Consider the following 25,249-nt stretch of genomic DNA (forward strand, 5'->3'; position numbering starts at 1 on the left):
GTGATAGAACGACGGGGTGAGCACAACGGGGAACGCACTGGCACTGGCTGAAGAAGAGGCCGTCACGCTCGTCAGCGAGCTGATCAGGATCGACACGACCAACACGGGTGATCCCGCCACGGTCGTGGGGGAGCGCGCGGCCGCCGAGTGGGTCGCCGAGAAGCTCTCCGAGGTCGGCTACGAGACCACCTACGTCGAGTCCGGCGCCAAGGGCCGCGGCAACGTCGTCGCACGCCTGGCCGGAGCCGACCCCAGCCGGGGCGCGCTGCTGGTGCACGGGCACCTCGACGTCGTGCCCGCCGACGCCTCCGAGTGGTCGGTGCACCCGTTCTCCGGCGCCGTGCAGGACGGCTACGTCTGGGGCCGCGGCGCCGTCGACATGAAGGACATGGTCGGCATGACGCTGGCCCTCGCGCGGCACTTCAAGCGCGAGAACGTCGTGCCACCGCGCGACATCGTGTTCGCGTTCCTCGCCGACGAGGAGGCGGGCGGCCTGTTCGGCGCCAAGTGGCTGGTGGAGCACCGGCCCGAGCTGTTCGAGGGCGTCACCGAGGCGATCAGCGAGGTCGGCGGGTTCTCGATCACGCTCAAGGACGACGTGCGCGCGTACCTCGTCGAGACCGCCGAGAAGGGCATCCGCTGGCTCAAGCTGCGGGTCAAGGGCACCGCCGGGCACGGCAGCATGATCCACCGCGACAACGCCGTGGCGAAGCTCGCCGCCGCCGTCACGAAGCTCGACCAGCACCAGTGGCCGTTGATCATCCGGCCGTCCGTGCGGGAGTTCCTCGACGGCGTCACCGAGATCACCGGCCTCGAGTTCCCCGACGACGACGTCGAGGGCTCGATCGGCAAGCTCGGCGCGCTCTCGCGGATGATCGGCGCCACCCTGCGCGACACCGCGAACCCGACGATGCTCTCGGCCGGGTACAAGGCGAACGTCATCCCGTCGACCGCCGAGGCCACTGTGGACTGCCGCATCCTGCCGGGCCGCGAGGAGGCGTTCGACCGCGAACTCGCCGAGCTCCTCGGCCCGGACGTGGAACGGGAGTGGGTCGGCCTGCCGCCGGTCGAGACGACGTTCGACGGCGCCCTGGTGGACGCCATGACGGCGTCGATCATCGCGGAGGACCCCGGCGCCCGCGTGCTGCCGTACATGCTCTCCGGCGGCACGGACGCCAAGTCGTTCCAGCAGCTCGGCATCCGCAACTTCGGCTTCGCGCCGTTGAAGCTGCCCGCCGACCTCGACTTCTCCGGGCTCTTCCACGGCGTGGACGAGCGCGTGCCGGTGGACGCCCTGAAGTTCGGCGTCCGGGTCCTCGACAGGTTCCTGCGCAACAGCTAGAGGGTGATCGCCGTGTCCACTGTGGACTTGACCGGCCAGGTCGCGCTGGTGACCGGAGGCGCGCGCGGCATCGGCGCGGCCGTCGTGCACCGGCTCGCGAAGCTGGGTGCCCGCGTCGTCGTGCTCGACCTCGACGGGGCCGGGGCGCAGCGGGTCGCGTCCGCGGTGGGCGGCGTCGCCATCGCCGGTGACGTCACCGATCCCGCGACGATGCCCGCCGTCGTGGCGCAGGTCGAGGCTGACCTCGGCGGCCTCGACGTCGTGCTGCTCAACGCCGGGATCGGTGGCGGCCAGGCCGGGGTGGACGACGCGCTCGACGTCGCCCGCTACCGCAAGCTGGTCGGCGTGAACGTCGATCACGTCGTGTACGGGTTGTGCGCGGCGGTACCGGCGTTGCGGCGCCAGGGCGGCGGCCGGATCGTGATCACCGCGTCACTCGCCGGGCTCACCGCGATGCCGTCCGACCCGCTGTACACGCTGACCAAGCACGCGGTCGTCGGGTACGCGCGGGCCGCCGGTCAGGCGCTGGCGGGGGAGGGGATCACGGTCTCCGCGCTGTGCCCGGGGTTCGTCGACACGTTGCTGCTGGGCGGTGCGAAGGAGGAGTTCGCCGCCGCCGGGTTCCCGTTGCTCACGCCGTCCGACGTCGCCGGGGCGGTGGAGAACGTGCTCGCGGACGGCCAGCCGGGGGAGGCGTGGATCATCCAGCCCGGCGGGAAGGCCACCGCGTACGGCTTCCGCGGCGTGCCGGGCGTCGGGGGCGGGCAGCGGCCACCCGATGTGGTGCTTCGCCACTAGACCGTGTCCTGGAACCGGGTTGTCTCGTTAGGACGAACAGACGACACGGCGAAAGGACTCGCGCATGGTGCGGCTGGAGGACGGGACCGAGCTGAACGTGGTGCGGGCGGGGGATCCCGACGCCCCGGTGACGGTCGTGCTCGCGCACGGCTACGCGCTCGACCACCGCAGCTGGCACAAGGTCGTGGACCTGCTGAGCCCCGACTTCCAGGTCATCGCCTACGACCACCGCGGCCACGGCGACTCGGGTGCCGCGACCAAGGAGACGGCGACGATCGAGCAGCTGGGGGAGGACCTCGGCGAGCTGATCGAACGGGCCGTGCCGCAGGGCCACGTCGTGATCGCCAGCCACTCGATGGGCGGCATGGCGGCGTTGGCGATGGCCGAACGACGGCCCCGGTTGTTCCGGCAACGCGTGCTGGGCAACGTGTTCGTGTCCACGGCGGCGAGCGGGATGTCCGAGACGTCGCTGGCGTGGCCCAAGGCCGTCGGCAAGCTCGTGCGGGAGTTGGAACGGGCGTTCGGGCCGCTGGTGCGGGCGGTGCGGGAGAAGATCGAACCGACCAAGACGGCCGGGCTGCGCTGGTGGTTGTTCGGCGACCAGCCCGCGCCCGAGGACGTGGAGCTCACCGCGGACATGGTGTGGGCGCACTGGCCGGAGACGGTCGCGCTGTTCCGGCCCGCCGTCGACCGCTACGACCGCGAGGCCGGGCTGACGGTGGCGAAGGAGAAGGCCGTCGTCGCCGTGGTGGGGGACGAGGACCGGCTGGTGCCCGAAGCGGACGCGGTCCGGTTCGGCGGAACGTCGGTGATCTTGTCGGACGCGGGACATATGCTTCCCCTGGAGCGGCCGGCCGAGCTCGCGAACCTGATCCGGGAGGTCGCCGCCAAGGCATAGCTGGGGGTCGGCTGTGGTGCAGTACCTCGAACCGAGCACGGACGTGCCGGCGACCGACGACTGGTCGACGGGCCTGATCCTGCGGGACCTGCGCTGGGGCGCGAGGAATCTCGGAGGCATCGCCCTGGTGACCGGGGCGGGCGCCGTGGTGTGCTGGCTGCTCGCGTCGACGCCGGGCAACATCGGCGCGTTCGCCGTGCTGGCGCTGCTCACGTTCCTGCTCGGGCTGGGTCCGCTGATGTACCGGGTGGAGACGCGGGCGCAGCGGCGCGGTCTGCTGGAGCAGCCGTGGCGGCGGATGCCGGCCGAGGTGTTCGAGAAGCACGAGGACGGCACCGACCGGCTGCGGTTATCGGACGGCGTCGTGCTCAAGGGCTGGTTCCAGGACCTGCCGGACATGGTGCTGGAACGGCAGGAGGTCTTCGTCTGCGGACCCGACGCGGCGGGGAAGGCCGTGGTGCGCGCCGCCGGGTTCGCGAAGATGGAGAACGCCAAGGTCGACCGGTCCCCGGACCCGGAGCACCCGGTGCGGGAACGGGTGGAGCGGCCGATCGGGCGTCCGCTCGACGACTCGGCGACGGCGCAGGCGTTCAAGGGGTTCCGCTGGGGTGAACGCGCGTGGCTGTGGGCGGTCGTGCCCGTGGGCGTCGGGGCGGTGCTGGTCTTGCTGAGCCTGTTCCCGCTCTCGCCCGCCGGGCTGGTCGTCGGCGGACTCGTGCTGGTGCTGGGCCTGCTCGGCGTGCCCACAGCCGTCGAGATCGGCCGTTGGTACCGCGACGCCGTCCGCGCGGTGCAGAACTCGGCGCAGTGGACGCCGGTGACGATCACGCTGTTCCCGTGGCAGCCCAACCAGAACGTGGCCGGGCTCGCCCAGATGCCCGACGGGAGGCTCGCGCTCGTGCAGTTCGTGGTGCCCGAGCTCAGCGTGATCGCGAACATCGCCGACACCGGCGTGATGTGGATCGCCGGCACGCACGACGACGTGATCGCGGTCGGTGTGCCGCGCGTGCCGGTGCTGACGTTCGCCGCCGTCCAGCCGGATCAGGACACCCCGAAGGAGGCCCCGATCCCCTGGATCCAGCGGTTCACCCAGCCTGACTTCAGCGGCCTGCCGCGCTAGAGCGGCGCCGGCCGGGCGGGCGGCCGAAGAGCCGGACGTGCTCGTCGACCAGCCAGTCCTTGAGCGGCGCCCACTCCGGGTGATGGTTGAGCACCAGCAGGCGGTGCATCCACCAGTTCGGGTCGTCGCTGCGGGGGAACGCGGCGAGCCAGGTGGCCCGTTCGTCCGCGGACAGTCCCCAGAGGTGCTGCAACTGGCCTTCGGCGTCCGTGTCGAGCTGGGCCGTGATGCGGCCGTCCTCGGTGGTGTACTCCGCGCGCAGTTCGCGCAGCACGGCTATCGCGCGTTCGTCACCTTCCTCCGCGGTGACGACGACTGTGTGCAGGCCCTGCGCGGCGGCGTGCGCGAGCAGGGCGCGGGCGGACGTTTCGTCGTGCGGCAGTGCGCTGTGTGCGACCCCGACTTCGTGCGGCACGAGCTCCATGACCCAGAATCTGATCATATCGACAACCAGTTCGGTGAATTTTATTGCTTCAGTGTTGACTGATGGATCACCTCACCGGGTGCGGACCGCCGTGTTGAACGAACGTTGTTGTACGACGCCTGGACATCGACACCGCACAACGTTTTCGCACTAGAAAAGCGGTGTAGAAGAGAGGTGGGTGTCCTTGTTCAGCAGAGTGGCCTCGGGTCGACACCGGGGAAGTAGTGGTCCCAAAGACGACTGGACAGGTGCGCCGTCGTAGTCGAGCACACACGGGCGGCGGTGGCCTCGGCGTCGAGGTCCCACACGCGGACGGTGCGGTCCGCTCCCGCCGTCGCCAGCGTGCGGTTGTCCGAGGCGAACGCCACGCCCCACACCCGTTCGGTGTGACCGTGCAGCACTGCCCGCACCTGGGGGTTGCGGGGATCGCGCACGTCCCACACGCGGACGACGTCGTCGGTCGTACCGGCCGCGATGAGGGTGCCGTCGGGGGAGAAGGCGAGGCGTTGCAGCGGCCCGCCGTCGTTGGGCAGGGTGCCGAGCTCGCGCGGCTGTGCGGGATCGCTGATGTCGTACAGCGCGCCGCTCGAGCCCTGGTTCGCGATCGCCATGACGGTGCCGTGGATGACGACGCTGAGCACCTCCTCGCGGCCCGCCGCGCCGCCGCGGCGGATGGGGCTCGGGTTGTCGTCGGTGCGCAACGGCGGGTGGGCTCGCGGGTTGGCCGGGTCGCTGATGTCCCAGAGCTGGAGTTCGCGGCTGCCGTTGGCGATGACGACCGTGCGGTCGTCCTGGGTGAGCTCGACCTGCCACACGGTGTCGGTGCGGGGGATGGTGAACCCGCCCGCCTTGACCGGCTTGGCGGGGTCGCTGACGTTCCACAACGTGACGGCGCCGTCCTCGTCAGCGGTGACGAGCGTGTCGCCGTCGTGGCTGAAGCTCGCGGCGACGATCGGGGTTGCGTTCTCGACCACCTTGCTGAGCTCGCGCGGCCTGGTCGGATCGCTGACGTCCCACAGTGCGGTGCCCGCCGAGGTCGAGGCGTACACGACGTCGTCGACGGGGCTGATGTCGACGGTCTGGCCCTCGTCGTCCGGGGCGAGCGCGGGGAGGGTGGAGAGCTCCAGGGCGTGCCGGTCCTCCGGGCGCCACAGCTTGATGGCGCTGTCGGAGGAGACGGTCGCGAAGAAGCGGCCGCGGGGGTCGTAGTCGAGCTTCCAGACCGTCCGCTGGTGCACGGGGACGCTGAGGTTCGCGAGGTCGATGACCCGGACCTCGGCGTCGTTGGTGGCGGTGACCATGTGGCGCGAGTCGGCGCTGAAGGCGACGGACCAGAGGGAGTCGCTGTGGCCGCCGAGGAGGGCGGCGAGTTCGGCGTTGCGCGGATCGCGCACGTCCCACAGGCGGGTGGCCTTGTCACCGCCGCCGGTCGCGAGGAACCGGCCGTCGGGGGAGAACTCGACGGTGTGCACGCTGAACGTGTGGCCGGGCAGCTCCTTGATCTGGGCGGGGGAGCGCGGGTCGGTGACGTCCCAGAGCCGCACGTCGTTGGCGCTCGCGGTGGCGACCGTGCGGCCGTCGGGGGAGAAGGAGACGCCGTACATGGCCTTGTCGACGTTGCTGTCGCGGGCTGCCGGGGCGATCGTGGCGAGTTCGGTACCGGTCGCGAGGTCCCAGAGCTTGACCGTGGTGTCCCAGGAGGCGGACGCGAGCCGGGTGCCGTCGGTGGTGAGGGAGATGGCGTGCACGACGCCGGTGTGGGCCTGGATCGTGCGGACCGCGGTGCCGGTGACGTCCCAGACGCGGATGGTGCCGTCCTCGCCGCTGCTGACGAGGTTGCGGCCGTCCGGGGTGAACAACACGGCCTCGACCTGGCCGTCGTGCCCGCTGATCTTGGCCTTCTCGAACGGCTTGCGGGGGTTGCTGACGTCGAACAGGCGGATGAGGCCGTCCCAGCCGGCCGCGGCGATGATCTTGCCGTCTGGGCTGAACGCCATGCTGTGGGTGGCGTGGTCACCGGCGTGGACGCGGCCGAGCTCGGTGGGGTGGTAGGGGTCCTGGAAGTCCCTGATGATCAGCGTTCGGTCGTCGCCCGCCGTGGCGAGCAGCTTCCTGTCCGGGCTGAACAGGGCGAACGAGGCGGGCTCCGCGTGGCCGGCGACGACGGTGACCTGGGGTCCGGCGAACGTGCTGAGCAGGCTGTCGCGGGCGGCGGGGAGGTCCGTGAGCCGGTAGGCGGCGAGCCTCAGCCGGCTCGCCAGGCCGGGGTCGCGTTCCTGCAGGTCGTTGGCCTCGGCGATGGCTTTCTGGGCGAGCGCGATGGTGCGTTGCTCGGTGGTCTGGCGTTGCGCGCTGACGGCGAACACGGTCGCGGTGGTGGCCACCAGCAGCAGCGCGGCCAACAGCGCTACGACGCGCCTTAGGTTCGTGGTGCGGCGTCGGTCCGTGGCGAGGTCACGTTCGACGGCGGTCTTGCTGGCGTCGAGGAACGCCTGTTCTGCGGCGTTGAGGGCGTCCGGTTCGCGCTGGGCCCAGTCGGTGGCCTGGCTGAGCGGGACGCCCCGGTACAGCGAGCCGGGGTCGCGGTCGTGGGCCTCCCAGTCGGCGGCCGCGGCGGTGAGCCTGCGGTGCACCCGGAGGTCGTCGCGTGCCTCCGCGACCCAGTCCTTGAGGCGGGGCCAGCTGCGGATGACGGCCTCGTGGCTGATCTCGACGCTGTCGTCGTGGACGGTGAGGATGCGGGCCGCCGCGAGGTGTTCGACGACCTCGTCGGCCGCGAGCTCGGACCGTTTGACGTGCCGTTTGGTGTCCTCGGTGCCTTCGCCGGGGGTGATCAGCCGCAGGAAGACCTGCCGGGCCTGCTGCCGGTGGGCCTCGTCGAGGTCGTTGTAGGCGGTCTCGGCGGTGTTGGCGATGGCGCGGGCGATGCCGCCGCTCTCGTGGTAGCTGGCGAGGGTGAGGGTGTTGCCGCGCTTGCGTTGCCACGTCTCCAGCAGCGCGTGGCTGACGTGGGGGAGCACGCCCGCCTCGCCGGTGGCGTCGGCGATCAGCCTGGCCACCAGTCCGGTTTCCAGCGCGCAGCCGGCCTCGACGGCGGGTTGGGTGATGGCCCTGCGCAGTTCGTCCGTCGTCATCGGTCCGACCAGCACCTGGGCGTCCTCGAAGGCCTCGACCAGCTCGGGGTGGCGGGCGCAGTGGCCGTAGAAGTCGGCGCGCAGGCCGATGACGGTCTTCGCCGTGCGTCTCGTGAGCGCGGCGATGAACTCGTTCTGGTGGGGGAGGGCGAAGATCTCCTCGAACTGGTCGACGACCAGGAGTCGCTGGGTGTCCGGCGGCGTCTGGTGAGTGCCGGGGGTGATCAGCTCGCCGCCGTTGCGGGCGAGCAGACCGGCCCTGAGCAGCGACGACTTGCCTGACCCCGACGCACCGATGACCAGCACGACGTCGTGGTGCTCGAGCTTGCCGAGCAGCTTGCCGAGGAGGCGTTCCCTGCCGAAGAACCGATCGGCGTCGTCCACCGTGAACGCCTGGAGGCCCGCGTAGGGGGAGTCGGGGCGCAGCGTCTCGGCTTCGGCCTCGCCGATCTCGCGCCAGCGCCGTTCCCACGCTTCCTCGTCGCCACCGCAGGCCCGGACGAACGCGAGTGTGACGGCGAGGCTGGGGAGGCGCTGGCCGCGGGCGGCGTCGGCGAGGGTGCTGGCGGAGTAGTGGCTGAGGCTGCCGAGTTCGCGGTAGCCGGGGGAGCCGGCCTTCTCGCGGAGCTTGCGGAGGTCGAACGCGAACTGCTGGACGGGCCCGGCGAACGGGTCGAGCGGCTTCTCCGGGCGAGGCATGACCAGGATTGTTTCATCCGCTGGAATATCGTCATGTTCTATAGCTTCAGTGTTGACTGAAGTAGATCACCAGGCGGTGTTCGGCCTCTCCGGGCACGTACAGGGACTCGAACGCCAGGAGGTGAGGCCCCCAGCGTTCGGTGCCGGTGGCCGGGGGCAGGGCGGCCGCGGTGTCGTAGCGGCTGGTGAAGGCGGTGCCGGCGGTGAGGGAGAGTTCGAACGCGAGCGCCGCGGCGGCGTGGTCGCCCAGGTCGGCGGCGGCGCGGAGGGCGTGGGCGCGGCTGGTGGCGATGGCGTCCCAGTCGGGGTAGTGGGTCCTGGCGGGCTCGCTGAAGGCGAAGCGGGCGAGGTTCTGTTCGCCGTTCAGTCCGGACTTCTCACGGAACCCGCTGGTGCACGCCCGCACGTCGAGGGCGGGGGTCAGGACGGCGGCCGCGGTGGGTTCGAGGGCGGCGAGCGTGGCGAGGATCGTCGGGCGCAGCGGTGGCGGCGGGGCGGGGGAGCAGGTCGACTCGGCCTTGATGAGGCGGTACAGGTGCACGCGTTCGTCGGCGCTCAGGGCGAGCGCGTCGGCGAGAGCGGTGAGGACCTGGCCGGACGGGGAGCGGTCGGTGCCGCGTTCGAGGCGGGTGAGGTACTCGACGCTGATGCCCGCGCGGTCGGCGAGTTCGCCGCGGCGCAGGCCGGGGGTGCGGCGGCGTTCGGTGGTCGGGGGAGTGGTGGCTTCGCGGCGGGCACGCAGGAAGCGGCCCAGTGCGTTGTCGGCCATGGCGCCCGAGCTTAGAGGGGCCCTGAGCGGGTCTCCCTGTTGTCGCCGGGGTGCGGCGATGCTGTGGATCATGCGATACCGACTGTTCGGGCAGACCGGCCTGCGTGTCTCGGAGTTGTTGCTGGGCACGATGACGTTGCGTTCGGAGGAGGCGGCGCGGCCGGTGATCGAGGCGTACGCCGACGCCGGTGGGAACTTCCTCGACACCGCCTCGGCGTACGGCGAGAGCGAGGAGGTGTTGGGCGCGGTGCTGGGGCGGCGGCGGGACCGGTTCGTGGTGGCGACGAAGTACTCGTTGTCGCGGGATCCCGGTGATCCGAACGCGGGCGGGAACCACCGCAAGAACCTGGTGGGGTCGTTGGAGCAGTCGTTGCGGCGGTTGCGCACGGACCACGTCGACGTGCTCTGGGTGCACGTGTGGGACCGGCACACGCCGGTCGAGGAGACGATGCGGGCGCTGGACGACGTGGTGCGGGCGGGGAAGGTGCTCTACGTCGGGATGTCGGACGCGCCGTCGTGGGTTGTGGCGCGGGCGAACACGCTGGCCGAGTGGCGGGGCTGGTCGGCGTTCGCCGGTCTGCAGGTGCCGTACAGCCTGCTGTGGCGGGACGTCGAGCGGGAGTTGCTGCCGATGGCGTCGGCGCTCGGTCTGACGGTGGCGGCGTGGGCGCCGCTGGCCGCGGGCAAGTTGTCCGGTGGCACGCAACGGTCCGGGCGGCTGTCGGAGCGGGAGGAGGCCGCGGCGCGGGCGGTGCGGGAGGTCGCCGGGGAGCTGGGGGCGACGCCTGCGCAGGTCGCGTTGGCGTGGGTGCGGGGCAAGGGGGCGCTGCCGTTGGTGGGCGCGCGGACGCCGGAGCACGTGCGGGACTGCCTGGGCGAGGTGGTGTTGCCGCCGGAATCGGTCGCGCGCCTGGAGGCGGCGGCCCCGTTCGTGCGGGGCTTTCCGGCGGACTTCGTCGACGAGTGCGAGCCCGTCGCGTTCGGGGACGGCCTGGTGGTCAGGTGATGAGGCCTGGCACCAGGGCGGGCTGGACCTTGCGGCGCAGCCACATCTTGCGGGAGCCGTCGCTGTAGAGCAGCGTGCGCGACAGTTCCCAGCCGGAGAACTCGGCCTGGATGGCCAGCTGCGTGGTCGCGGCGCGGCGGGAGATGCCGGGCGGCAGGCGCAGTGGCCTGTACTCCCAGTCTCCGTCGATCACCCCTTCGGTCATGGCGAGATCACCTGTATCCCTCCGTTGTCGCCGGACGTCACGGTGACTCGTCCGGATTCCTGGTCGACGCTGACGGTGTTGGGTTGACGCACGGTGGGGAACCGGTACTTCTCGGCTGGTTCTCCAGCGGCGACGTTGAGGCCGACGACCTCGTTGCGCTCGGTGAGGGTGATCCACGCGATGTCGCGCTTGGCGTCGTAGGCGATGCCGTAGGGGGTGCCGGGCATGGGGTAGCGCTGACGCATGATCAGCGGGTTGATCGAGAACGCGATGAACTCGCCGCCGCGGGTGTCGACGACGAGGAGGCGGCCGTAGCGGTCGGGGACGCCGTTGGTGGCGCCGTCGCCTGCGCGCAGGCCTGCGCCGCGGGTTTCGGTGCCCTTGTCGTTGGTGGTCATCTCGAAGACGGCGCTGCGGAGGCGGTCGAGTTCGACGTTGCGGCCGTTGACCTGGAACTTCAGCGTGGTGCCCGCCTCGGTGAACGTGCCGCCGGGGGCGATCTCGCCGGGCGGGGTGGCGTTCTGGGCGGGGGAGTGGGCCGGTTTGGCGGCTTCGAGGGTTTCCGCGACCTGCAGCGGGTCCTGTGACCCCTCGCTCTGGCCGCACGCGGTCAGCGTGGCGGTGGTCAGGATCAGAGCAGCGAGCCGGCGCAAGATCGGTTCCTCCTGTGAAACGTCGTGGTCTCCAGCATCCCTGACGTTCGCTTCGAGGTCACGCAAGGGGTGGGGTGAAACCCCGTTCGGCCGCTTGGCGGCACTTACCTCTATAGCTTCAGTGTAGACCAAAACTAATGTTCCTCCACCGACCCGCAGAACACACAAACCAAAACACAAAGAAGAGGGCCGACTCGAACGCCGAGTCGGCCCTCTGAAGAGAAGTGGCAGGTCAGGGCATCGGGCGTTCGGGGTAGCCGAGTTCGATGGCGCTGACGTCGTCGAGTGCGGCGCGGATGGCCGGGGGCAGGGTGAGTGCTTCGGCTTCCAGGGAGGCGATGAGCTGGTTGGTGTCGCGGGCGCCGACGACGGGGGCGATGACGCCGGGCCGGTCGCGGACCCAGGCGAGGGCGACGCACAGGGCAGAGGTGCCGAGGCCTTCGGCGGCGGTGGCGACGGCCTGGACGATGCGGGCGGCGCGTTCGTTGCGGTGTTGTTCGACGTAGCCGGCGAAGTGGGCGGAGGCGCCGCGGGAGTCGGGTGGGGTGCCGTTGCGGTACTTGCCGGTGAGGACGCCGCGGCCCAGCGGTGCCCACGGGAGCAGGCCGAGGCCGTGGTGGCGGGCGGCGGGGGCGACTTCGCGTTCGATGCCGCGTTCGAGCAGGGAGTACTCGACCTGGGTGGAGATGAGGGGGTAGGTCGTGGGGGTCATGGCGGCGGTGGCGAGTTGCCAGCCGCTGTAATTGGAGATGCCGGCGTAGCGGACCTTGCCGCTGGTGATGGCGAGGTCCAGTGCGGACAGTGATTCTTCGATGGGGACGCCGGCGTCCCAGGCGTGGAGTTGCCAGAGGTCGATGTGGTCGACGCCGATGCGGCGCAGCGATCCGTCCAATGCGGACAAAAGGGCGCCTCGGGAGGCTCCTCCGCCGAAGGGGCCTTCGGTGCGGCGGGCGGTGGCTTTGGTGGCGAGGACGAGTTCGTCGCGGGGGACGATTTCGCCGAGGAGGGTGCCGAGGATGCGTTCTGCTTCGCCGTCGGCGTAGACGTCGGCGGTGTCGATGAGGGTGCCGCCGGCGTCGGCGAAGGCCATGAGCTGGGTGGCGGCCTCGTCCGCGTCGGTGTCGCGTCCCCACGTCATCGTGCCCAGTGCCGTCCTGGACACGCGGAGGCCGCTGCGGCCGAGGTATCGCTGTTCCACGTGCGCGATGCTAAGGGGTGATCATCGTGTGAGCCTGGCAATCGGTGTTACTGACCGGTAGGGTCACGGTTCGTGAAGCTCGGATTGAACCTCGGATACTGGGGCGCCGGCAACGACGCCGCGAACCTTGAGCTGGCCAAAGAGGCCGACCGTCTCGGCTTTTCGGTGGTGTGGGCCGCGGAGGCCTACGGTTCCGACGCGCCGACGGTGCTCGCGTGGGTGGCCGCGCAGACCGAACGCATCGACGTGGGTAGCGCGATCTTCCAGATTCCGGCGCGGACGCCGGCGATGGCCGCGATGACCGGGGCCACTTTGGACACGTTGTCGGGTGGCCGGTTCCGGATGGGGCTGGGCGTGTCGGGTCCGCAGGTGTCGGAGGGCTGGCACGGTGTGCGGTTCGACAAGCCGTTGGCGCGCACGCGTGAGTACGTGGAGATCGTCAAGAAGGCTTTGACGCGGGAGAAGCTGCGGTATGAGGGTGAGCACTACACCCTGCCGTTGCCGGATGGTCCGGGTAAGGCGTTGCAGCTGACCGTGCATCCCGTGCGGGACCAGATTCCGATCTACCTGGCGGCGGTGGGTCCGAAGAACCTGGAGCTCACGGGTGAGATCGCGGACGGCTGGCTGGCGATCTTCTTCTCGCCCGAGTTCTCGGCGGAGTCGCTGGCGGCGGTGAAGGCCGGGCGGGAGAAGGTCGGCAAGACGATGGACGGCTTCGACGTCGTCCCGACCGTGCCGTTGATCGTGGGTGAGGACTGGAAGGCGTGCGCGGACCCGGTGCGCGCGTACACGGCGTTGTACGTGGGCGGGATGGGTTCGCGGAAGCAGAACTTCTACAACAACCTGATGGTGCGCATGGGTTTCCCGGCTGAGGCGGAGGAGATCCAGGAGAAGTACCTGGCCCGCGACTACGCCGGTGCGATGGCGGCGATCCCGCTGGAGTTCCTCGACGCGACGTCGTTGCTGGGCCCGAAGGAGCGCATAGCAGACAAGATGAAGGCGCTCGCTGCCGCGGGGGTCACCACGCTGTCCGTTTCGCCGATGCTGCAAGATCTGGAGCAGGGGATCGCGGGCCTTCGCACCGCGGCCGAGGCTCTGGATCTGGCAGGAGTGGGTAGTTGAGCTGGTTGCAGGCTCTTGTCCTCGGACTCGTCCAAGGACTGACGGAATTCCTGCCGATTTCCAGCAGTGCGCACCTGCGCATCACGTCGACGCTGTTCTTCGGCAACGACGCGGGCGCTTCGTTCACCGCGGTGATCCAGTTGGGTACCGAGGTGGCGGTGCTGATCTATTTCGCCAAGGACATCGGGCGCTTCATCAGCGCCTGGTTCCGCGGCCTCTTCAGCGCGGAAGCGCGCAAGGAGAAGGACTACAAGCTCGCCTGGTACGTGATCATCGGTTCCGTGCCGATCTCGGTGCTCGGGTTCTTGTTCAAGGACGAGATCCGGACGTCGGCGCGGAACCTGTGGATCACGGCGACGATGCTGGTGGTGTTCGGTCTGCTGCTGGGTTTGGCGGACCACATGGCGAAGCAGCAGCGTGATGAGCTGCGGATGAAGGACGCGATCGGGATGGGGCTGGCGCAGGCGCTGGCGTTGATTCCGGGTGTGTCGCGTTCGGGTGGCACGTTGACGGCCGGGTTGTTCCTGGGGCTGACGCGTGAGGCGGCGGCGCGGTATTCGTTCCTGCTGGCGATTCCGGCGGTGTTCGGGGCGGGGTTGTTCTCGATTCCGGACGTGCTGGAGCGCACCGGTGCGGCCGGGGAGGCGTCGATTCCGCAGATGATCGTGGCGACGATCATCTCGTTTGTGGTGGGTTACGCGACGATCGCGTGGTTGTTGAAGTACGTGTCGAAGCATTCCTACTCGGTGTTCGTCTGGTATCGGTTGATGCTGGGTCTGGTGCTGATGGGGCTGCTGTCGATGGGGTTGTTGCAGCCGATCTAAGGTGGGGGCCGTGGCCACGGTGATCCTGCTTCGACATGCTCGTTCGACTGCCAACGGTTCCGGTGTGCTCGCCGGGCGTTCGTTGGGGGTGGGTTTGGACGAGCGCGGGCAGGCGCAGGCTCGGGCGCTCGTGGGTCGGTTGAAGGACGTTCCGGTCAGCGCGGTGGTGTCGTCTCCTTTGCAGAGGTGTGAGGAGACGTTGGCGCCGTTGCTGGCCGATCGTTCGTTGGAGGCGGTGGCGGAGCCGGATCTGTCCGAGGTGGACTACGGCGCGTGGACCGGTAAGGCGTTGAAGGATCTGTACGACGAGCCGTTGTGGGCGGTTGTGCAGCAGCACCCTTCCGCCGCTGTGTTTCCCGATGGTGAAGGTTTGGCGCATGTGCAGGCGCGTGCTGTTGCGGCGGTGCGGGCGCATGATGCTCGGATCACCGAGGAGCATGGTCCTGGGGCTGTGTGGATTCTGTGTTCGCACGGTGATGTGATCAAGGCTGTGCTGGCGGATGCGCTGGGTGTGCATTTGGACGGGTTTCAGCGGATCGTGGTGGATCCGTGTTCGGTGTCGGTGGTGCAGTACACGCCGACGCGGCCGTTTGTGTTGCGCACCAACGACAACGGTGGGGATCTGTCGGGTGTGGTGCCTGCTGCTCCGAAGGAGGCGCCGTCGTCGGACGCTACCGTGGGTGGCGCGACCGGTGCCTGAGGTACCGCTGTTCGGGCACGCTCAGGGTTAGTTTCGCTGCCTTCTCGTATTCCTGCCTGGCTTCGTCGTGTTGTCCTTGCAGGTCAAGGAGATGCGCTCGTACGGCGTGGACCCGGTGGTGGTCCAGGTCCAGTGTGGACAGTTCGTCGAGTGCCTGGTGTGGTCCGTGGACCATGGCGACGGCGACGACGCGGTTGAGGGAGACCATCGGGCCGGGTGCGGTGACGGTGAGCAGGTCGTAGAGGCCGAGGATCTCGTCCCAGTCGGTGTCTTCGGCTTTCGTGGCGTCGGCGTGGACGGCGGCGATCGCGGCCTGCAGCTGGTAGGGGCCGATCTGCTGCGTAGTGAGGGCGTTGTGGACGAGTGCGGTGCCCTCGGTGATCGCGTCCGCGTCCCACTTGGTGCGGTCCTGCTCGGCGAGTGGGATGAGCGCGCCGTGGGGGTCGGTGCGGGCGGGGCGGCGGGCGTCGGTGAGCAGCATCAACGCGAGCAGGCCGGTGACTTCGCCTTCGGGGCGGCGTTTGTGCAGCCGGCGGGTGAGGCGGAGGGCTTCGGCGGTGAGGTCGACGCGCAGCAGGTCGTCGCCGGAGCTGGCGGTGGAGCCCTCGGTGAAGATCAGGTAGAGCACGTGCAGGACGGCGCTGAGGTCCTGGGGCGGGCGGAACTTGGCGCCGGCTTGTTTGATCTTCTGCTTGGCGCGGCTGATGCGTTGCGCGACGGTGGCTTCGGGGACGAGGAACGCGCGGGCGATCTCGGCGGTGGTGAGTCCGCCGACGGCGCGGAGTGTCAGGGCTATCTGCGACGCTGTGGTGAGGGACTCGTGGCAGCACAGGGCGAGGATCGTGAGGGTGTCGTCCTGTGCGGGTACCGGGTCGGGTGGTGGTGGCGTGAGGGCGACGACTTTGTCCTCGCGCTGGCGGCGTGCGGTCTCGGAGCGGTACTGCTCGATCCAGCGTCGTGAGGCGGTGGTGATGAGCCAGCCCTGGGGGTTGTCGGGGATGCCGTCGCGTGGCCACTGCTGGGTGGCGGCGAGCAGGGCTTCCTGCACGGCGTCCTCGCAGACGTCGAACTGGCCGTGGCGGCGGACGAGGACGCCGAGGACCTGCGGCGCGAGTGTGCGCAGCAGGCCCTCGATCTCTCGGTTCACGCGCCGTCCAGCATGGACATGTCCCACACGGGCCTGACCTCGATGCCGTCGTTGTGGGCGTCGGGCAGGGTGGCGGCGTGGGCGATGACCTGGTCGATGGTGTCGGCTTCGACGAGGTAGAAGCCGGCGAGGTATTCCTTGGCCTCGGCGAACGGTCCGTCGGTGACGACGACCTCGCCGTTTTTGATGCTGACGCCCTTGCCGGTCTCCGGTCCGGGGAGTCCTTCGCTGACGACGAGTTCGCCGCTGGCGCGGAGTGTGGCGCTGAGGTCGTAGTGGTCCTGGCCGAACTTCATCTGCTGCGCTTCGGTCAGCTTTTCCCAGGCTGCCCGCGACTTCGGGTTGCTGTAGATGAGGATCAGGTACTTCACGTCGGTCTCCGCTCGTGGCTTGCGAAAAATCTTCTCACCGTCATGTCGAGACCGCGGGCTGTGTCTCGACACCGGAGTGTCACTTCGAGACGGAGGTACTGAGATGACTCGCACGCTGACGGTGGACGAGGCCGCGATCCGGGAGACGTTCGCCGAGCACGAGGAGGGTATGCGGCTGCGTGATCCGGCGCGGATCGTGGCCCGCTACGCGCCGGACGTGGTGACCGCGACGTTGGCGCCGCCGCTGCGGAACTCGCCGCTGGACGCGCGGGACGTGGAGGCGCTGGCGGGGTGGATGGCCGGGTTCGAGGGGCCGATCACCCTGGAGTACCGGGATCTGACGGTGGTGGTGTCGGGTGGGGTGGCGTTCGCGCACGGGTTGGCGCGGCTGGCGGCGGTGCCGGTCGGCTACCCCGAGGGCTTCTCGATGTGGATGCGCACGACGGTGGGGCTGGAGAAGCGGGACGGCCGCTGGTTGGTGACGCACGCGCACGATTCGGTGCCGTTTCACATGGACGGGTCGTTCCTGGCGGCAACCGATCTGGAGCCCTAGGCGTGGATGTGCCGGGGCCCGGACCGTGCAGGGGGTCGGTCCGGGCCCCGGCGCTTACTGGCGGCGGAGTTCTACTTGACGTTGACCGCGGCCCAGGCCCGGTTGACCGCCGCGTACTCGGGCGACGAGGCGCCGTAGAGGTCGGTGGTGGCCGCGAGGGTGCCGGTGCGGGCGGCGGCGTACTTGGTGCTGGAGGTGAACTTGGTGGTCAGGGCGCGGTACCAGATCTTCTCGGCCTTGGCGCGGCCGATGCCGGTGACGGGCTGGCCGTCGATGGTGGGGGAGTCGTAGGCGACGCCGTTGATGGTCTTCTGGCCGCTGCCTTCGGCGAGCAGGTAGAAGAAGTGGTTGGCGATGCCGGAGGAGTAGTGGACGTTGACGCTGCCGGCGCTGGAGGTCCAGTAGTCGAGGCTCTTGCCGTCCTTGGACGGCTTGTCCATGTAGCGCAGGGGTTTGCCGTCGCCCCGGATGTTGATCTTCTCGCCGATCAGGTAGTCGCCGGTGTCGGCGCTGTTGGCGGCGTGGAACTCGGTGGTGGAGCCGAAGATGTCGCTGGTGGCCTCGTTGAGGCCGCCGGACTCGCCGGAGTAGATCAGGCCCGCGGTGGCGGAGGTGACGCCGTGGCTCATCTCGTGGGCGGCGACGTCGATGCTGGTCAGCGGGTTGCGGTTCTGGGCGCCGTCGCCGTAGGTCATGCAGAAGCAGGAGTCGGTCCAGAAGGCGTTGCTGTAGTTGTTGCCGTAGTGGACCTTGCTCAGGGCGCCCTGGCCGTTGTTCTTGATGCCGTTGCGGCCGTGGACTTCCTTGTAGTAGTCCCAGGTCTTGGCGGCACCGAAGGCGGCGTCGACGCCCGCGGTGGCCTTGTCGGTGTAGGTGCCGTTGCCCCACTTGTTGTCGGCGTCGGTGAACAGCGTGCCGGTGCCGCTGCCGTTGTTGAGGTTGTTGACGGCCTGGTTGCCGCGCGCGGGGTCCTTGAGCTGGAAGGTGGCGCCGGACTGGGTGGTGTTCACGGGCACGGTGCCGCTGTAGGTGGACTGGCCGGTGCCTTCGACGTGGTGCACGCCGTCGTAGGTCAGCAGCGTCTCGCCGGTGCGGGCGTCGGTGAAGGTGTGCAGTTCGCTGGGCGTCTGGTCGTCCTTGACGCTGTGCGTGACGGCTTCCCACGCGAGGGTGGGGGTGCGGTCGACGGCGAACACGACGAGCGTGCCGTTCGAGGCGGTGGTGGGCGTGGAGGTGTCGAGGCCGGCGAGGGAGGCCTCGGACGCCTTCGTCACGCTCGTGACCTGGCCGGCTTTCTGGGCGACGACGAGGTCGCCGCCGATGACCTTGAGGCCGTTGAGGGTGCGGTCGAAGCGGAGGTGATTGGTGCCGTCGGCGTCGCGCACGACGTCGCGGGGGACGAGTTGTTCGCCGCCGGACAGGCCGAGGGCGGAGGAGATCGTCCCCGCCTGCTCGGCCGCCGCGTGCAGAGCTTGTTCTTGCGGCCTCGGCTGCGGTGCGGCGTTGGCTCCCAGCGTGCCCGTGGCGGCGAGTGCCGCTCCGGTCACCAGGGCGGTGGTGATGCCCAGGGTTTTGCGCTTCATGAACGCTCCTTGTTCCGGTGCAGGGAGTGATCGCTCCGGCGTTACAGGGGTGCCGGGTCGATCACCGTTGGAACAGCCCGACCATCGTCGATGACCGGGCGTGGTGATCGTATTGCTCTGGGTGCATGCGACCAGCCACTCCCAGAGTGCGAGATCGATTCACGATTTTCGCCGAGCCGCTGGTCAGGACCCCGGGTTTTGTCCGAATGGCGGGACATAAGAGCAGCTCAAACGGCGTGGAAACACGACGGAAACTTCCCGGTACGCGCGTTCTTCCGGCCTAACGGTCTGCGCCGTCCGGCTCAGCCCTGCCGGAGGGGATCTTGTTTACAGTTAACTACGCAGAGTGAGAGCTGGGTCACAGATTCACAGGCCCAGGCGGGTCACGGCGTTGTCCTCCAGGGGGTTCGCCGTGCGGATGTAGCGGTGCACCGTGCGCGGATTGGTCCACCGGCCCTGCCGCATGATCTCCCGGTCACTCGCCCCGCCCAGCGCGGCCTGCGTCGCGAACCCCGCCCGCAGCGAGTGCCCGCCGAACAACGCCGGATCCAGCCCCGCCCTGACCGCGTAGCGCTTGACCAGCTCCGCCACCGCGCGCCCCGACATCGCCTTGCCGCTCACGCCGCCGTGCCGGTTGATGATCGGGAACACCGCGCCCCGCCGTGCCGATTGCTGGAACCCGTGGCAGCGGTGCAGGCCCGTCTCGGCGAGAGTCTTGCCGTCGAGCACGTCGGACCAGTCCGCGAACGCGCACACCGGGCACGTCGGCCTGCGACTACCGCGCGGCAGCACCACCTGCTGCTGATGACGGCCCGTCTGGTCGGTCTTCGTCGTCCCCAGCCGGATCAGCAGCAACGGCTCGTGCGTGCGCGGATCCACGTCCACCGACACGTCCTCGAACTCGATCGCCGCCAGCTCGCTACGCCTGAGTGCCCCCGCGAACCCCACCAGCAGCAGCAACGCGTCACGCGTGCGCGCCGGGCCGTCCTGCGGGCGTTCGGCGAGCAACGCCTCCAGGGTGTCGAGCAGCACCGGCCGTTTGCGCTGGGGCTGCGTCTTGCGGGTGCGGCGGATACCGCGCAACGTCAACCGCACCACGTCACTGCGCGTCGGGCTCGGCAACCCGTTCGCCGCGTGCACCGCCGCGATCGCCGCCGACTTGCGTTCCAGCGTCGACGCCCCGAACGCGGGCGACCCGTCCGGCTTCACCGTGTCCGCCGCGACCGCCAGGTACACCGCCACGTCCAGCGGATCCGCCGGCAACGCCTGCCTGCCCTCCGCCTGGCACCACCCGGCCCACGCGATCCAGTCCGACCGGTACGCGCGCACCGTGTTCGGCGACTGCGCGCTGCGCAGATAGGTGCCCAGCGACGCCGCCTGCTCGTCGTCGAACCGCTCGCGCACGCTCTGCAGCGCGCCGGCGTCGATCAGCACCGAGTGCGACACCCTGACCAGCGCGTGCACAACGGGTTCGGGCAGGCTCACACCCGCGATGGTAGCCCTCTGATCAACTCCGCCACCTCGCGCGGCGTGAACTCCAGCCCGCTGATCCCCACGCTCACCTCGAAGCTGGTGCGGCCCGGATCCGGGTTCGACCGGGCGTACAGGAACAGCTTGATCCCCGTCTCCTGCAGCAGGTGCTGTGCCGCCCGTTGCGCGTCGTGGCGTGACATCGGCAAGTGCACGTGGAACAGGGGAGTGGACGGGACCTCCGGCACGGTGTGCGCGAACCCGTCTGCGTTGATGGCGTGCGCGAGGGCCTGGGCGTGGTCGCGGAACTCGTGCATGCGCGGCAGGTTGACGTCCATGCCCATCAAGGCGATCGCCGCCAGCGGCCACGCGTCGACCAGCGCCCCGCCCATCCGCCGCCGCCACACCGAGGCCTGCGCGATCGTGTCGTCGTCCCCGGCGAGGACCGCGCCCCGCACGCCTTCGAGTCCTTTGTAGAGCGACACGTACACGGTGTCGAACAACGTCGCGATCTCCGGCAGCGACGCGTCGTAGCCGGTCTGCGCCTCCCACAACCGCGCCCCGTCGCAGTGCGCCGCCGCACCCGTGCTTCTGGCCCACGCCGTCTGCGTGGCGAGATCACCGAACTCCGGCAGCACACCGCCGATGTCGCGCTGCGGCAGTTCGAACACCACCGCCGCCAACGGCTCGTGCACCGCCTTCAGGTCGTCGAGGCCCATCAGTTCGTTGCGGTCACCCGCGGGGTGAAAACGCAGGCCGTGCAACGCGTTGTAGCCCTGGTTCTCCCACACGTGCAGATGCGACTGCGGGTGCCCGGCGAACGCCTGACGGCCCGTCCGTTCGGCGTGCACCCGCAACGCCACCTGCTGCGCCATCGTCCCCGACGGGAAGAACAACGCCTTCGGCTTGCCGAGCAGCCCCGCGACCCGTTCCTCCAACTCCCGCACCGGATCCTCCGGCCCCGTGTCGGGCGTGACGTGCTCGGCCAGCCTGCGCAGCACCTCGAACGGCGACTTGCGCGGACCACTGTGCTGCGACAACGAGCGGCGAACGTCCATACCGCGACACTACCTATTGCAAGTATATGGCAATAGAGCCGTTCGCGGTGGTCAGGCCGCGCCGAGCCGCGCGTCCAGCTCCGCCTCGTCCGCCACGAACCACAACTGCCGCCCGCGATTGGACTCGTAGACGAAGTCGCGCAACGCCGTGCTCGCCGCCACCTGTTCCGCCACGTCCCCGAGCACCGCGACCTTGAACCCGTACTGCTGGAACTTCTGCACCACCGCGCCCGCCACCCGCGTGCGCAACACCAGGAAGTCCTCCGACAACCGGCCCGTGGGCAACGCGATCCACTGCACGTCCTGCCCCCACAACGTGCCGATCAAGTCCACAGCGGACTGCTCGTCACCGATCGTCGGACCGTCCGCGGCGCACATCAGCACCGTCGCGCCATGGCGCGTCTGCACAACATCAGGCATGGCACCGAAACCTAGCCGCGCCCCACACCCGATGTCGCGCCCAATACCTGTTGCTAGGGTGATCGGCGTCGCGATCGGCCAGAGGAGGTGAGTCCCATCAACGCGGTCAACTCGTATGGGCGCTCCCTCCATCCCACGGCCTGACGCCACTGTTCCGCGCGTCGCCCCGGGAGCGCTCCAGCAGCGTCCCGAAAGGCGAACCACCATGCACTTCACCACCTCCACCTCCGTCTCCGGCGTGACCAGCCGGGACTTCGTCCACGACGGTGTCCCCGGCGTCCTGTGGACCCCGCCCGGCACCGCCACCGGCCTGCTGCTGAGCGCCCACGGCGGCGGCCAGCACAAACGAGCCCCCGGCATCACCGCCCGAGCCCACGCGTGCGCCCAGGCCGGACTCGCCGTCGTCACCCTCGACGCACCCGGCCACGGCGACCGCCCCCGCACCCCCGACGACGACCACTACGCCATCGAGATCCGCGCCCGCATCACCACGGGCACCGACGCCGGTCCGCTCGTCGCCGAGTACAACGCCCTGCAAGCAGCCCGCGCGATCCCCGAATGGCGTTCCGCGCTCGACGCGCTGCTCGGACTGCCCGAGTTCACGCACCTGCCCGGCGCCGGGTTCTGGGGCGTGTCGATGGGCAGTGCCCTCGGCATCCCGCTCACCGCCGCCGAACCCCGCGTCGCCGCCGCCGTGTTCGGCCTCCTCGGCGCCGCCGACCACCTCACGGCCGCCGCCGCGTCGATCACCGTGCCGGTGCGGTTCCTGCTGCAGTGGGACGACCAGCTCATCGCCCGCCCCGCAGGACTCGCCCTGTTCGACGCCCTCGCCACACCCCGCAAAACCCTGCACGCCAACCCCGGCGGGCACGGCGACGTCCCGGCCCACGAACTCGCCGACGCCGTGCGCTGGCTCGCCGACCGAGCCCGCGAGACCACCCCGGCCCCGCGCTAAAACGGGCCGCGGCGGCCACCAGGTGCACCGGTTCGGGTGAACCGGTGCACCCGCACGGCCTCGGTAAGGTCGCACCGCCGGTGAAAGCCCGAACCCCTGAGATCGCGAGTTGCAGATGTTGCTGTGGGACTACGAGATGCGCGAACTACGGCCCCTGGTCGACGACCTGCCACCACGGCAGTGCTTCGCGCTCTCGCTGCGAGCGATCCGGCACGTCCTGACGTACGACGAGACCGTCATGGCGGAGATCGACCTCGCCATAGCCGACTTCGTGCGGCGCTCCCTCGACCTGGCTGACGAGGCCGCCGCGGCCGGTCGCGCCACGATCGGCTCGCCCGCCGGGTACCGGACCGAGGTCCGCGCGCTTCTCGCCGACTACTCCGACGACAATCCCGCCTACCCGGAGGACGGCGCCGACTCGCTGGTCATGGCCCTGCTCGAGCTCTACGGCGAGACCGACGCGGCGCCCGCGAACACTTACGAGGTCCTGTCCTTCACCTACCAGGTGGTGCTGATCAGGCTGCGGATCGACGTCGTCACTCCCGAGATCGAACGGGAGCACGCCACCCTGGTCCAGCTCATCGCCGAGCAGAAGGACCTGGTGCGAGCGGCCGCCTGAGCACCGCCGCTCGCGTGGCGGTAAATCGCGGGCGTGCGTCCGGCGGTCCTGGGTAGCGTCGCGATCATGCTCGACCTCGCGGCACTGCCCAAGGCCCACCTGCACGTCCACCTCGAGAGCACCGTCCGCGCGGACACCCTCGCCGACCTCGCCGCGCGCTACGGCGTCGACGTGCCGGCGGTGCAGGTCGGCGCCTTCGCGGACTTCGCGCGGTTCGCCGCCCACAACGGGGCCGTGCGGGACTGCCTGCGGCGAGCCGAGGACTTCCACCGGATCGCGTACGAGTTCTGCGCCGAGGAAGCAGCGCAGGGGACCCGGTACGCCGAGGTGACGTTCACCGCCGCAGCGCACGGTGAACGGCTCGGTGATCCGGACATGCCGCTCGAAGCGGTGTTGTCCGGGCTCGCCGCAGGACAGGCCGCCCACGGCATCGAATGCCGTGTGATCGTGGACCACCCCAGAAAGCGGTCGGTAGCGCGTTTTCAGGACTCGTTGCGGCTCGCGCAGGCACACCCGCACGTCGTGGCGATCGGCACGGCCGGAGCGGAAGACCACCCGCTCACCCCGTTCGCCGACGTGTTCCGCGCCGCCCGCGACGCCGGCATCGGGCTCGTGCACCACGCCGGCGAGTCGTGCGGGGCCGCCAGCGTCGCCGAGGCCGTCACCGTCGGGCTGGCCGACCGCATCGGTCACGGGTTCCGGGCGCTGGAAGACCCCGAGGTCGTCGCCCTGCTGCGGGACCGCGCGATCCCGCTCGAGTCATGCCCGTCGTCCAACGTCGCACTGGGACTGGTCGACTCCGTCTCCTCTCATCCGCTGCCACACCTCATCGCGGCCGGGCTGACCGTCACGCTCAGCACCGACATCCCCGCCTCCACCGGCACCACGCTCACCGACGAGTACCGCCTGCTGCGCGAACACCTCGGCCTCGACGACGACACCCTCGCGCGCATCGCCACCAACGCCGTCGACGCCTCGTTCGCCCCGCAGACCACGAAAACCCTGCTGCGTCAGGACATCGCCACCTGGCGAGCCGGCCTGCCTCAGGACATCGCGACCTGACAGGCCGGACTGCGTCAGGACATCGCCACCTCGCGAGCCGGAGCACCTCAGGACATCGCGACCTGACAGGCCGGTTCGAAGCACACCAGCCCGTGACGCGACGCCAGCAACGCCACCAGATCCAGCACCTGCCGCCGGCCCGGCCACACCACGTGCACGATCACGGCGTCCACCCCCACCGTCAACGCCTCGTCCCACGACACCGCGGACGAAGGATCCGGCGAGGTCCGGCGTAACTCGCGCACGAACGCCGCCACCTCCGGATCGAACGCGCCCAGCGGCGACGACCGCAACTCCGCGTACCGCGCCGCCGCCTCCGCGAACGAACCCGGCCCCGGAGCCCGCCACACCACCACATCCACCGGCACGTCCATCACGCCACCTTTCCGAACAACAAGCCCAACCGCGGCACCCGCGCGGCGATCTCCGCCGGGTCAGCGAAATCCCAAGGCACACCAGCAGGCGCCGGACCCGACAACAACTCCGGCGGCAACGCGCCCTCACCCACCACCTCGGCGGCCACGTAGGCGAGCGTCTCCCACTCGGGCCACCGCTCATCGCCCCACGCGTGCATGCCACCGCACGCCGCCAACGCCCGCACCTCCGGCACGTCCGCCAAGGCGTCCGGATCGGCGGCCACCCCCTCGAACACCTCCCGGCCCAAACCGATGAGCCACAGCTGGAAGTAGAAGAACGAGTCCATGCCGCAATACCCGCCGTAGATCACCGTGGCCGCGTGCCACAACGCCCACGTGTCGACCCGGCGCCGCAACTCGTCGAGCCGCACCGCGAACTCCACCACCTCACTCGGAGGCAGCCCGGCCAGAGCGGCGGCCAGCCACTCCCGCCGAACGTCCCGATCGGACCCCTGCTCGGCGGAGGCCTCGACCAGGACCCAGAACGCGTTCAGGTCCATGCCCCAGACGCTAGCGAGGGGGTCTGACAATTTTGGACGGTCGGCTGTCGCCGCAGGTCAGAGCAGCGAGAAGCGGCCGGGGCGCTGGGGAGGGGGCTGAAGACACAGGGGCGGGCGGTGCGGAGGCGGGAGGTGGGGGTTGCGGGAGAGCCCCAGGGCGAGGACCGAGCTTGCTTTGCAGGGAGGTGGTGGGAATCAGTACA

26 protein-coding genes are annotated in these 25,249 nt (G+C 69.9%); 12 read left to right on the plus strand and 14 right to left on the minus strand.

The window, feature by feature from the left end; genetic code table 11:
• Positions 1 to 16 precede the first annotated feature (16 nt).
• The 4 genes from JNUCC0626_RS08435 to JNUCC0626_RS08450 all read left to right on the plus strand — a co-directional run bounded on the left by JNUCC0626_RS08435 (position 17) and on the right by JNUCC0626_RS08450 (position 4,158).
• Positions 17 to 1,342: a M20/M25/M40 family metallo-hydrolase gene (locus tag JNUCC0626_RS08435; RefSeq protein WP_382437916.1), complete on the plus strand. Its 1,326-nt coding sequence runs from the start codon at positions 17 to 19 to the stop codon at positions 1,340 to 1,342.
• 12 nt (positions 1,343 to 1,354) lie between these two features.
• Complete coding sequence (locus JNUCC0626_RS08440; protein ID WP_394619110.1) at positions 1,355 to 2,140, plus strand: SDR family oxidoreductase; 786 nt, start codon at positions 1,355 to 1,357, stop codon at positions 2,138 to 2,140.
• A gap of 64 nt (positions 2,141 to 2,204) precedes the next feature.
• Positions 2,205 to 3,038, plus strand: a complete 834-nt coding sequence (locus JNUCC0626_RS08445) for an alpha/beta fold hydrolase (protein WP_394619111.1) — start codon at positions 2,205 to 2,207, stop codon at positions 3,036 to 3,038.
• Positions 3,039 to 3,054: 16 nt separating this feature from the next.
• Complete coding sequence (locus JNUCC0626_RS08450; RefSeq protein WP_394619112.1) at positions 3,055 to 4,158, plus strand: hypothetical protein; 1,104 nt, start codon at positions 3,055 to 3,057, stop codon at positions 4,156 to 4,158.
• On the opposite strand, the gene JNUCC0626_RS08455 is transcribed toward JNUCC0626_RS08450, so the two are convergent.
• From JNUCC0626_RS08455 to JNUCC0626_RS08465, 3 genes are all read right to left on the minus strand, one after another.
• Positions 4,139 to 4,600 carry a hypothetical protein gene (locus JNUCC0626_RS08455; protein WP_394619113.1) on the minus strand — a complete coding sequence of 154 codons (462 nt, stop codon included), beginning with the start codon at positions 4,598 to 4,600 and terminating at the stop codon, positions 4,139 to 4,141. The genes JNUCC0626_RS08450 and JNUCC0626_RS08455 overlap by 20 nt on opposite strands.
• Positions 4,601 to 4,770: 170 nt before the next feature.
• Positions 4,771 to 8,415, minus strand: a complete 3,645-nt coding sequence (locus JNUCC0626_RS08460; protein WP_394619114.1) for a hypothetical protein — start codon at positions 8,413 to 8,415, stop codon at positions 4,771 to 4,773.
• A 46-nt stretch (positions 8,416 to 8,461) separates the two neighbouring features.
• Positions 8,462 to 9,184, minus strand: coding sequence for a helix-turn-helix domain-containing protein (locus tag JNUCC0626_RS08465; protein ID WP_394619115.1), 723 nt, complete (start codon positions 9,182 to 9,184; stop codon positions 8,462 to 8,464).
• Positions 9,185 to 9,254: 70 nt separating this feature from the next.
• Here JNUCC0626_RS08465 and JNUCC0626_RS08470 point away from each other — a divergent pair, with 70 nt between their 5' ends.
• On the plus strand, positions 9,255 to 10,190 hold the full coding sequence (locus tag JNUCC0626_RS08470) for an aldo/keto reductase (RefSeq protein ID WP_394619116.1): 936 nt from the start codon (positions 9,255 to 9,257) through the stop codon (positions 10,188 to 10,190).
• Here JNUCC0626_RS08470 and JNUCC0626_RS08475 read toward each other — a convergent pair.
• The 3 genes from JNUCC0626_RS08475 to JNUCC0626_RS08485 form a co-directional block, all read right to left on the minus strand.
• A complete protein-coding gene (locus JNUCC0626_RS08475) occupies positions 10,183 to 10,395 on the minus strand; it encodes a DUF5703 family protein (protein ID WP_355296552.1) in 213 nt (70 codons plus the stop codon). The two genes, JNUCC0626_RS08470 and JNUCC0626_RS08475, sit on opposite strands and share 8 nt — an antisense overlap.
• Positions 10,392 to 11,048 carry a YncE family protein gene (locus JNUCC0626_RS08480; RefSeq protein ID WP_394619117.1) on the minus strand — a complete coding sequence of 219 codons (657 nt, stop codon included), beginning with the start codon at positions 11,046 to 11,048 and terminating at the stop codon, positions 10,392 to 10,394. Before JNUCC0626_RS08480 ends, JNUCC0626_RS08475 begins: the two co-directional genes overlap by 4 nt.
• A gap of 232 nt (positions 11,049 to 11,280) precedes the next feature.
• Complete coding sequence (locus JNUCC0626_RS08485) at positions 11,281 to 12,246, minus strand: aldo/keto reductase (protein ID WP_394619118.1); 966 nt, start codon at positions 12,244 to 12,246, stop codon at positions 11,281 to 11,283.
• A gap of 72 nt (positions 12,247 to 12,318) precedes the next feature.
• Between JNUCC0626_RS08485 and JNUCC0626_RS08490 the strand changes: the two genes are divergently transcribed.
• Genes JNUCC0626_RS08490 through JNUCC0626_RS08500 form a run of 3 tightly spaced genes read left to right on the plus strand, consistent with a single transcriptional unit; the run spans position 12,319 to position 14,892 of the window.
• Complete coding sequence (locus JNUCC0626_RS08490; RefSeq protein WP_394619119.1) at positions 12,319 to 13,368, plus strand: LLM class F420-dependent oxidoreductase; 1,050 nt, start codon at positions 12,319 to 12,321, stop codon at positions 13,366 to 13,368.
• Positions 13,365 to 14,192 (plus strand): undecaprenyl-diphosphate phosphatase, encoded by an 828-nt coding sequence (locus JNUCC0626_RS08495; protein WP_394619120.1) that lies wholly within the window; start codon positions 13,365 to 13,367, stop codon positions 14,190 to 14,192. The genes JNUCC0626_RS08490 and JNUCC0626_RS08495 overlap by 4 nt, the downstream gene beginning before the upstream one ends.
• A 10-nt stretch (positions 14,193 to 14,202) precedes the next feature.
• Entirely contained in the window at positions 14,203 to 14,892 is a 690-nt protein-coding gene (locus JNUCC0626_RS08500; RefSeq protein ID WP_394619121.1) for a histidine phosphatase family protein, read from the plus strand.
• Here the strand turns inward: JNUCC0626_RS08500 and JNUCC0626_RS08505 are convergent.
• Both JNUCC0626_RS08505 and JNUCC0626_RS08510 read right to left on the minus strand, forming a co-directional pair.
• Positions 14,864 to 16,039, minus strand: coding sequence for an RNA polymerase sigma factor (locus tag JNUCC0626_RS08505; protein WP_394619122.1), 1,176 nt, complete (start codon positions 16,037 to 16,039; stop codon positions 14,864 to 14,866). The genes JNUCC0626_RS08500 and JNUCC0626_RS08505 overlap by 29 nt on opposite strands.
• Positions 16,036 to 16,410, minus strand: a complete 375-nt coding sequence (locus JNUCC0626_RS08510; protein ID WP_394619123.1) for a YciI family protein — start codon at positions 16,408 to 16,410, stop codon at positions 16,036 to 16,038. The genes JNUCC0626_RS08505 and JNUCC0626_RS08510 overlap by 4 nt, the downstream gene beginning before the upstream one ends.
• Positions 16,411 to 16,513: 103 nt before the next feature.
• On the opposite strand from JNUCC0626_RS08510, the gene JNUCC0626_RS08515 reads away from it, so the two are divergent.
• Positions 16,514 to 16,963, plus strand: a complete 450-nt coding sequence (locus tag JNUCC0626_RS08515; protein ID WP_394619124.1) for a YybH family protein — start codon at positions 16,514 to 16,516, stop codon at positions 16,961 to 16,963.
• 71 nt (positions 16,964 to 17,034) lie between these two features.
• Here the strand turns inward: JNUCC0626_RS08515 and JNUCC0626_RS08520 are convergent, their stop codons facing one another.
• From JNUCC0626_RS08520 to JNUCC0626_RS08535, 4 genes are all read right to left on the minus strand, one after another.
• Complete coding sequence (locus tag JNUCC0626_RS08520; protein WP_394619125.1) at positions 17,035 to 18,546, minus strand: M4 family metallopeptidase; 1,512 nt, start codon at positions 18,544 to 18,546, stop codon at positions 17,035 to 17,037.
• Positions 18,547 to 18,912: 366 nt separating this feature from the next.
• Positions 18,913 to 20,031 (minus strand): site-specific integrase, encoded by a 1,119-nt coding sequence (locus JNUCC0626_RS08525; protein WP_394619126.1) that lies wholly within the window; start codon positions 20,029 to 20,031, stop codon positions 18,913 to 18,915.
• Positions 20,028 to 21,074 (minus strand): threonine aldolase family protein, encoded by a 1,047-nt coding sequence (locus JNUCC0626_RS08530; RefSeq protein ID WP_394619127.1) that lies wholly within the window; start codon positions 21,072 to 21,074, stop codon positions 20,028 to 20,030. The genes JNUCC0626_RS08525 and JNUCC0626_RS08530 overlap by 4 nt, the downstream gene beginning before the upstream one ends.
• A 51-nt stretch (positions 21,075 to 21,125) precedes the next feature.
• Complete coding sequence (locus JNUCC0626_RS08535) at positions 21,126 to 21,494, minus strand: DUF4180 domain-containing protein (protein ID WP_394619128.1); 369 nt, start codon at positions 21,492 to 21,494, stop codon at positions 21,126 to 21,128.
• Between the two features lie 205 nt (positions 21,495 to 21,699).
• Here JNUCC0626_RS08535 and JNUCC0626_RS08540 point away from each other — a divergent pair, with 205 nt between their 5' ends.
• From JNUCC0626_RS08540 to add, 3 genes are all read left to right on the plus strand, one after another.
• Positions 21,700 to 22,449, plus strand: coding sequence for an alpha/beta hydrolase (locus JNUCC0626_RS08540; RefSeq protein ID WP_394619129.1), 750 nt, complete (start codon positions 21,700 to 21,702; stop codon positions 22,447 to 22,449).
• Positions 22,450 to 22,558: 109 nt separating this feature from the next.
• Positions 22,559 to 23,068 carry a hypothetical protein gene (locus JNUCC0626_RS08545; protein WP_394619130.1) on the plus strand — a complete coding sequence of 170 codons (510 nt, stop codon included), beginning with the start codon at positions 22,559 to 22,561 and terminating at the stop codon, positions 23,066 to 23,068.
• Positions 23,069 to 23,134: 66 nt separating this feature from the next.
• Positions 23,135 to 24,130, plus strand: a complete 996-nt coding sequence (add, locus tag JNUCC0626_RS08550) for an adenosine deaminase (protein ID WP_394619131.1) — start codon at positions 23,135 to 23,137, stop codon at positions 24,128 to 24,130.
• 47 nt (positions 24,131 to 24,177) lie between these two features.
• On the opposite strand, the gene JNUCC0626_RS08555 is transcribed toward add, so the two are convergent.
• Positions 24,178 to 24,504, minus strand: coding sequence for a hypothetical protein (locus tag JNUCC0626_RS08555; RefSeq protein WP_394619132.1), 327 nt, complete (start codon positions 24,502 to 24,504; stop codon positions 24,178 to 24,180).
• Positions 24,504 to 25,046, minus strand: a complete 543-nt coding sequence (locus JNUCC0626_RS08560; RefSeq protein WP_394619133.1) for a DUF4240 domain-containing protein — start codon at positions 25,044 to 25,046, stop codon at positions 24,504 to 24,506. Before JNUCC0626_RS08560 ends, JNUCC0626_RS08555 begins: the two co-directional genes overlap by 1 nt.
• Positions 25,047 to 25,249: the final 203 nt, after the last annotated feature.

This window comes from Lentzea sp. JNUCC 0626 (assembly GCF_043632865.1).
Taxonomy (GTDB): Bacteria; Actinomycetota; Actinomycetes; order Mycobacteriales; family Pseudonocardiaceae; genus Lentzea.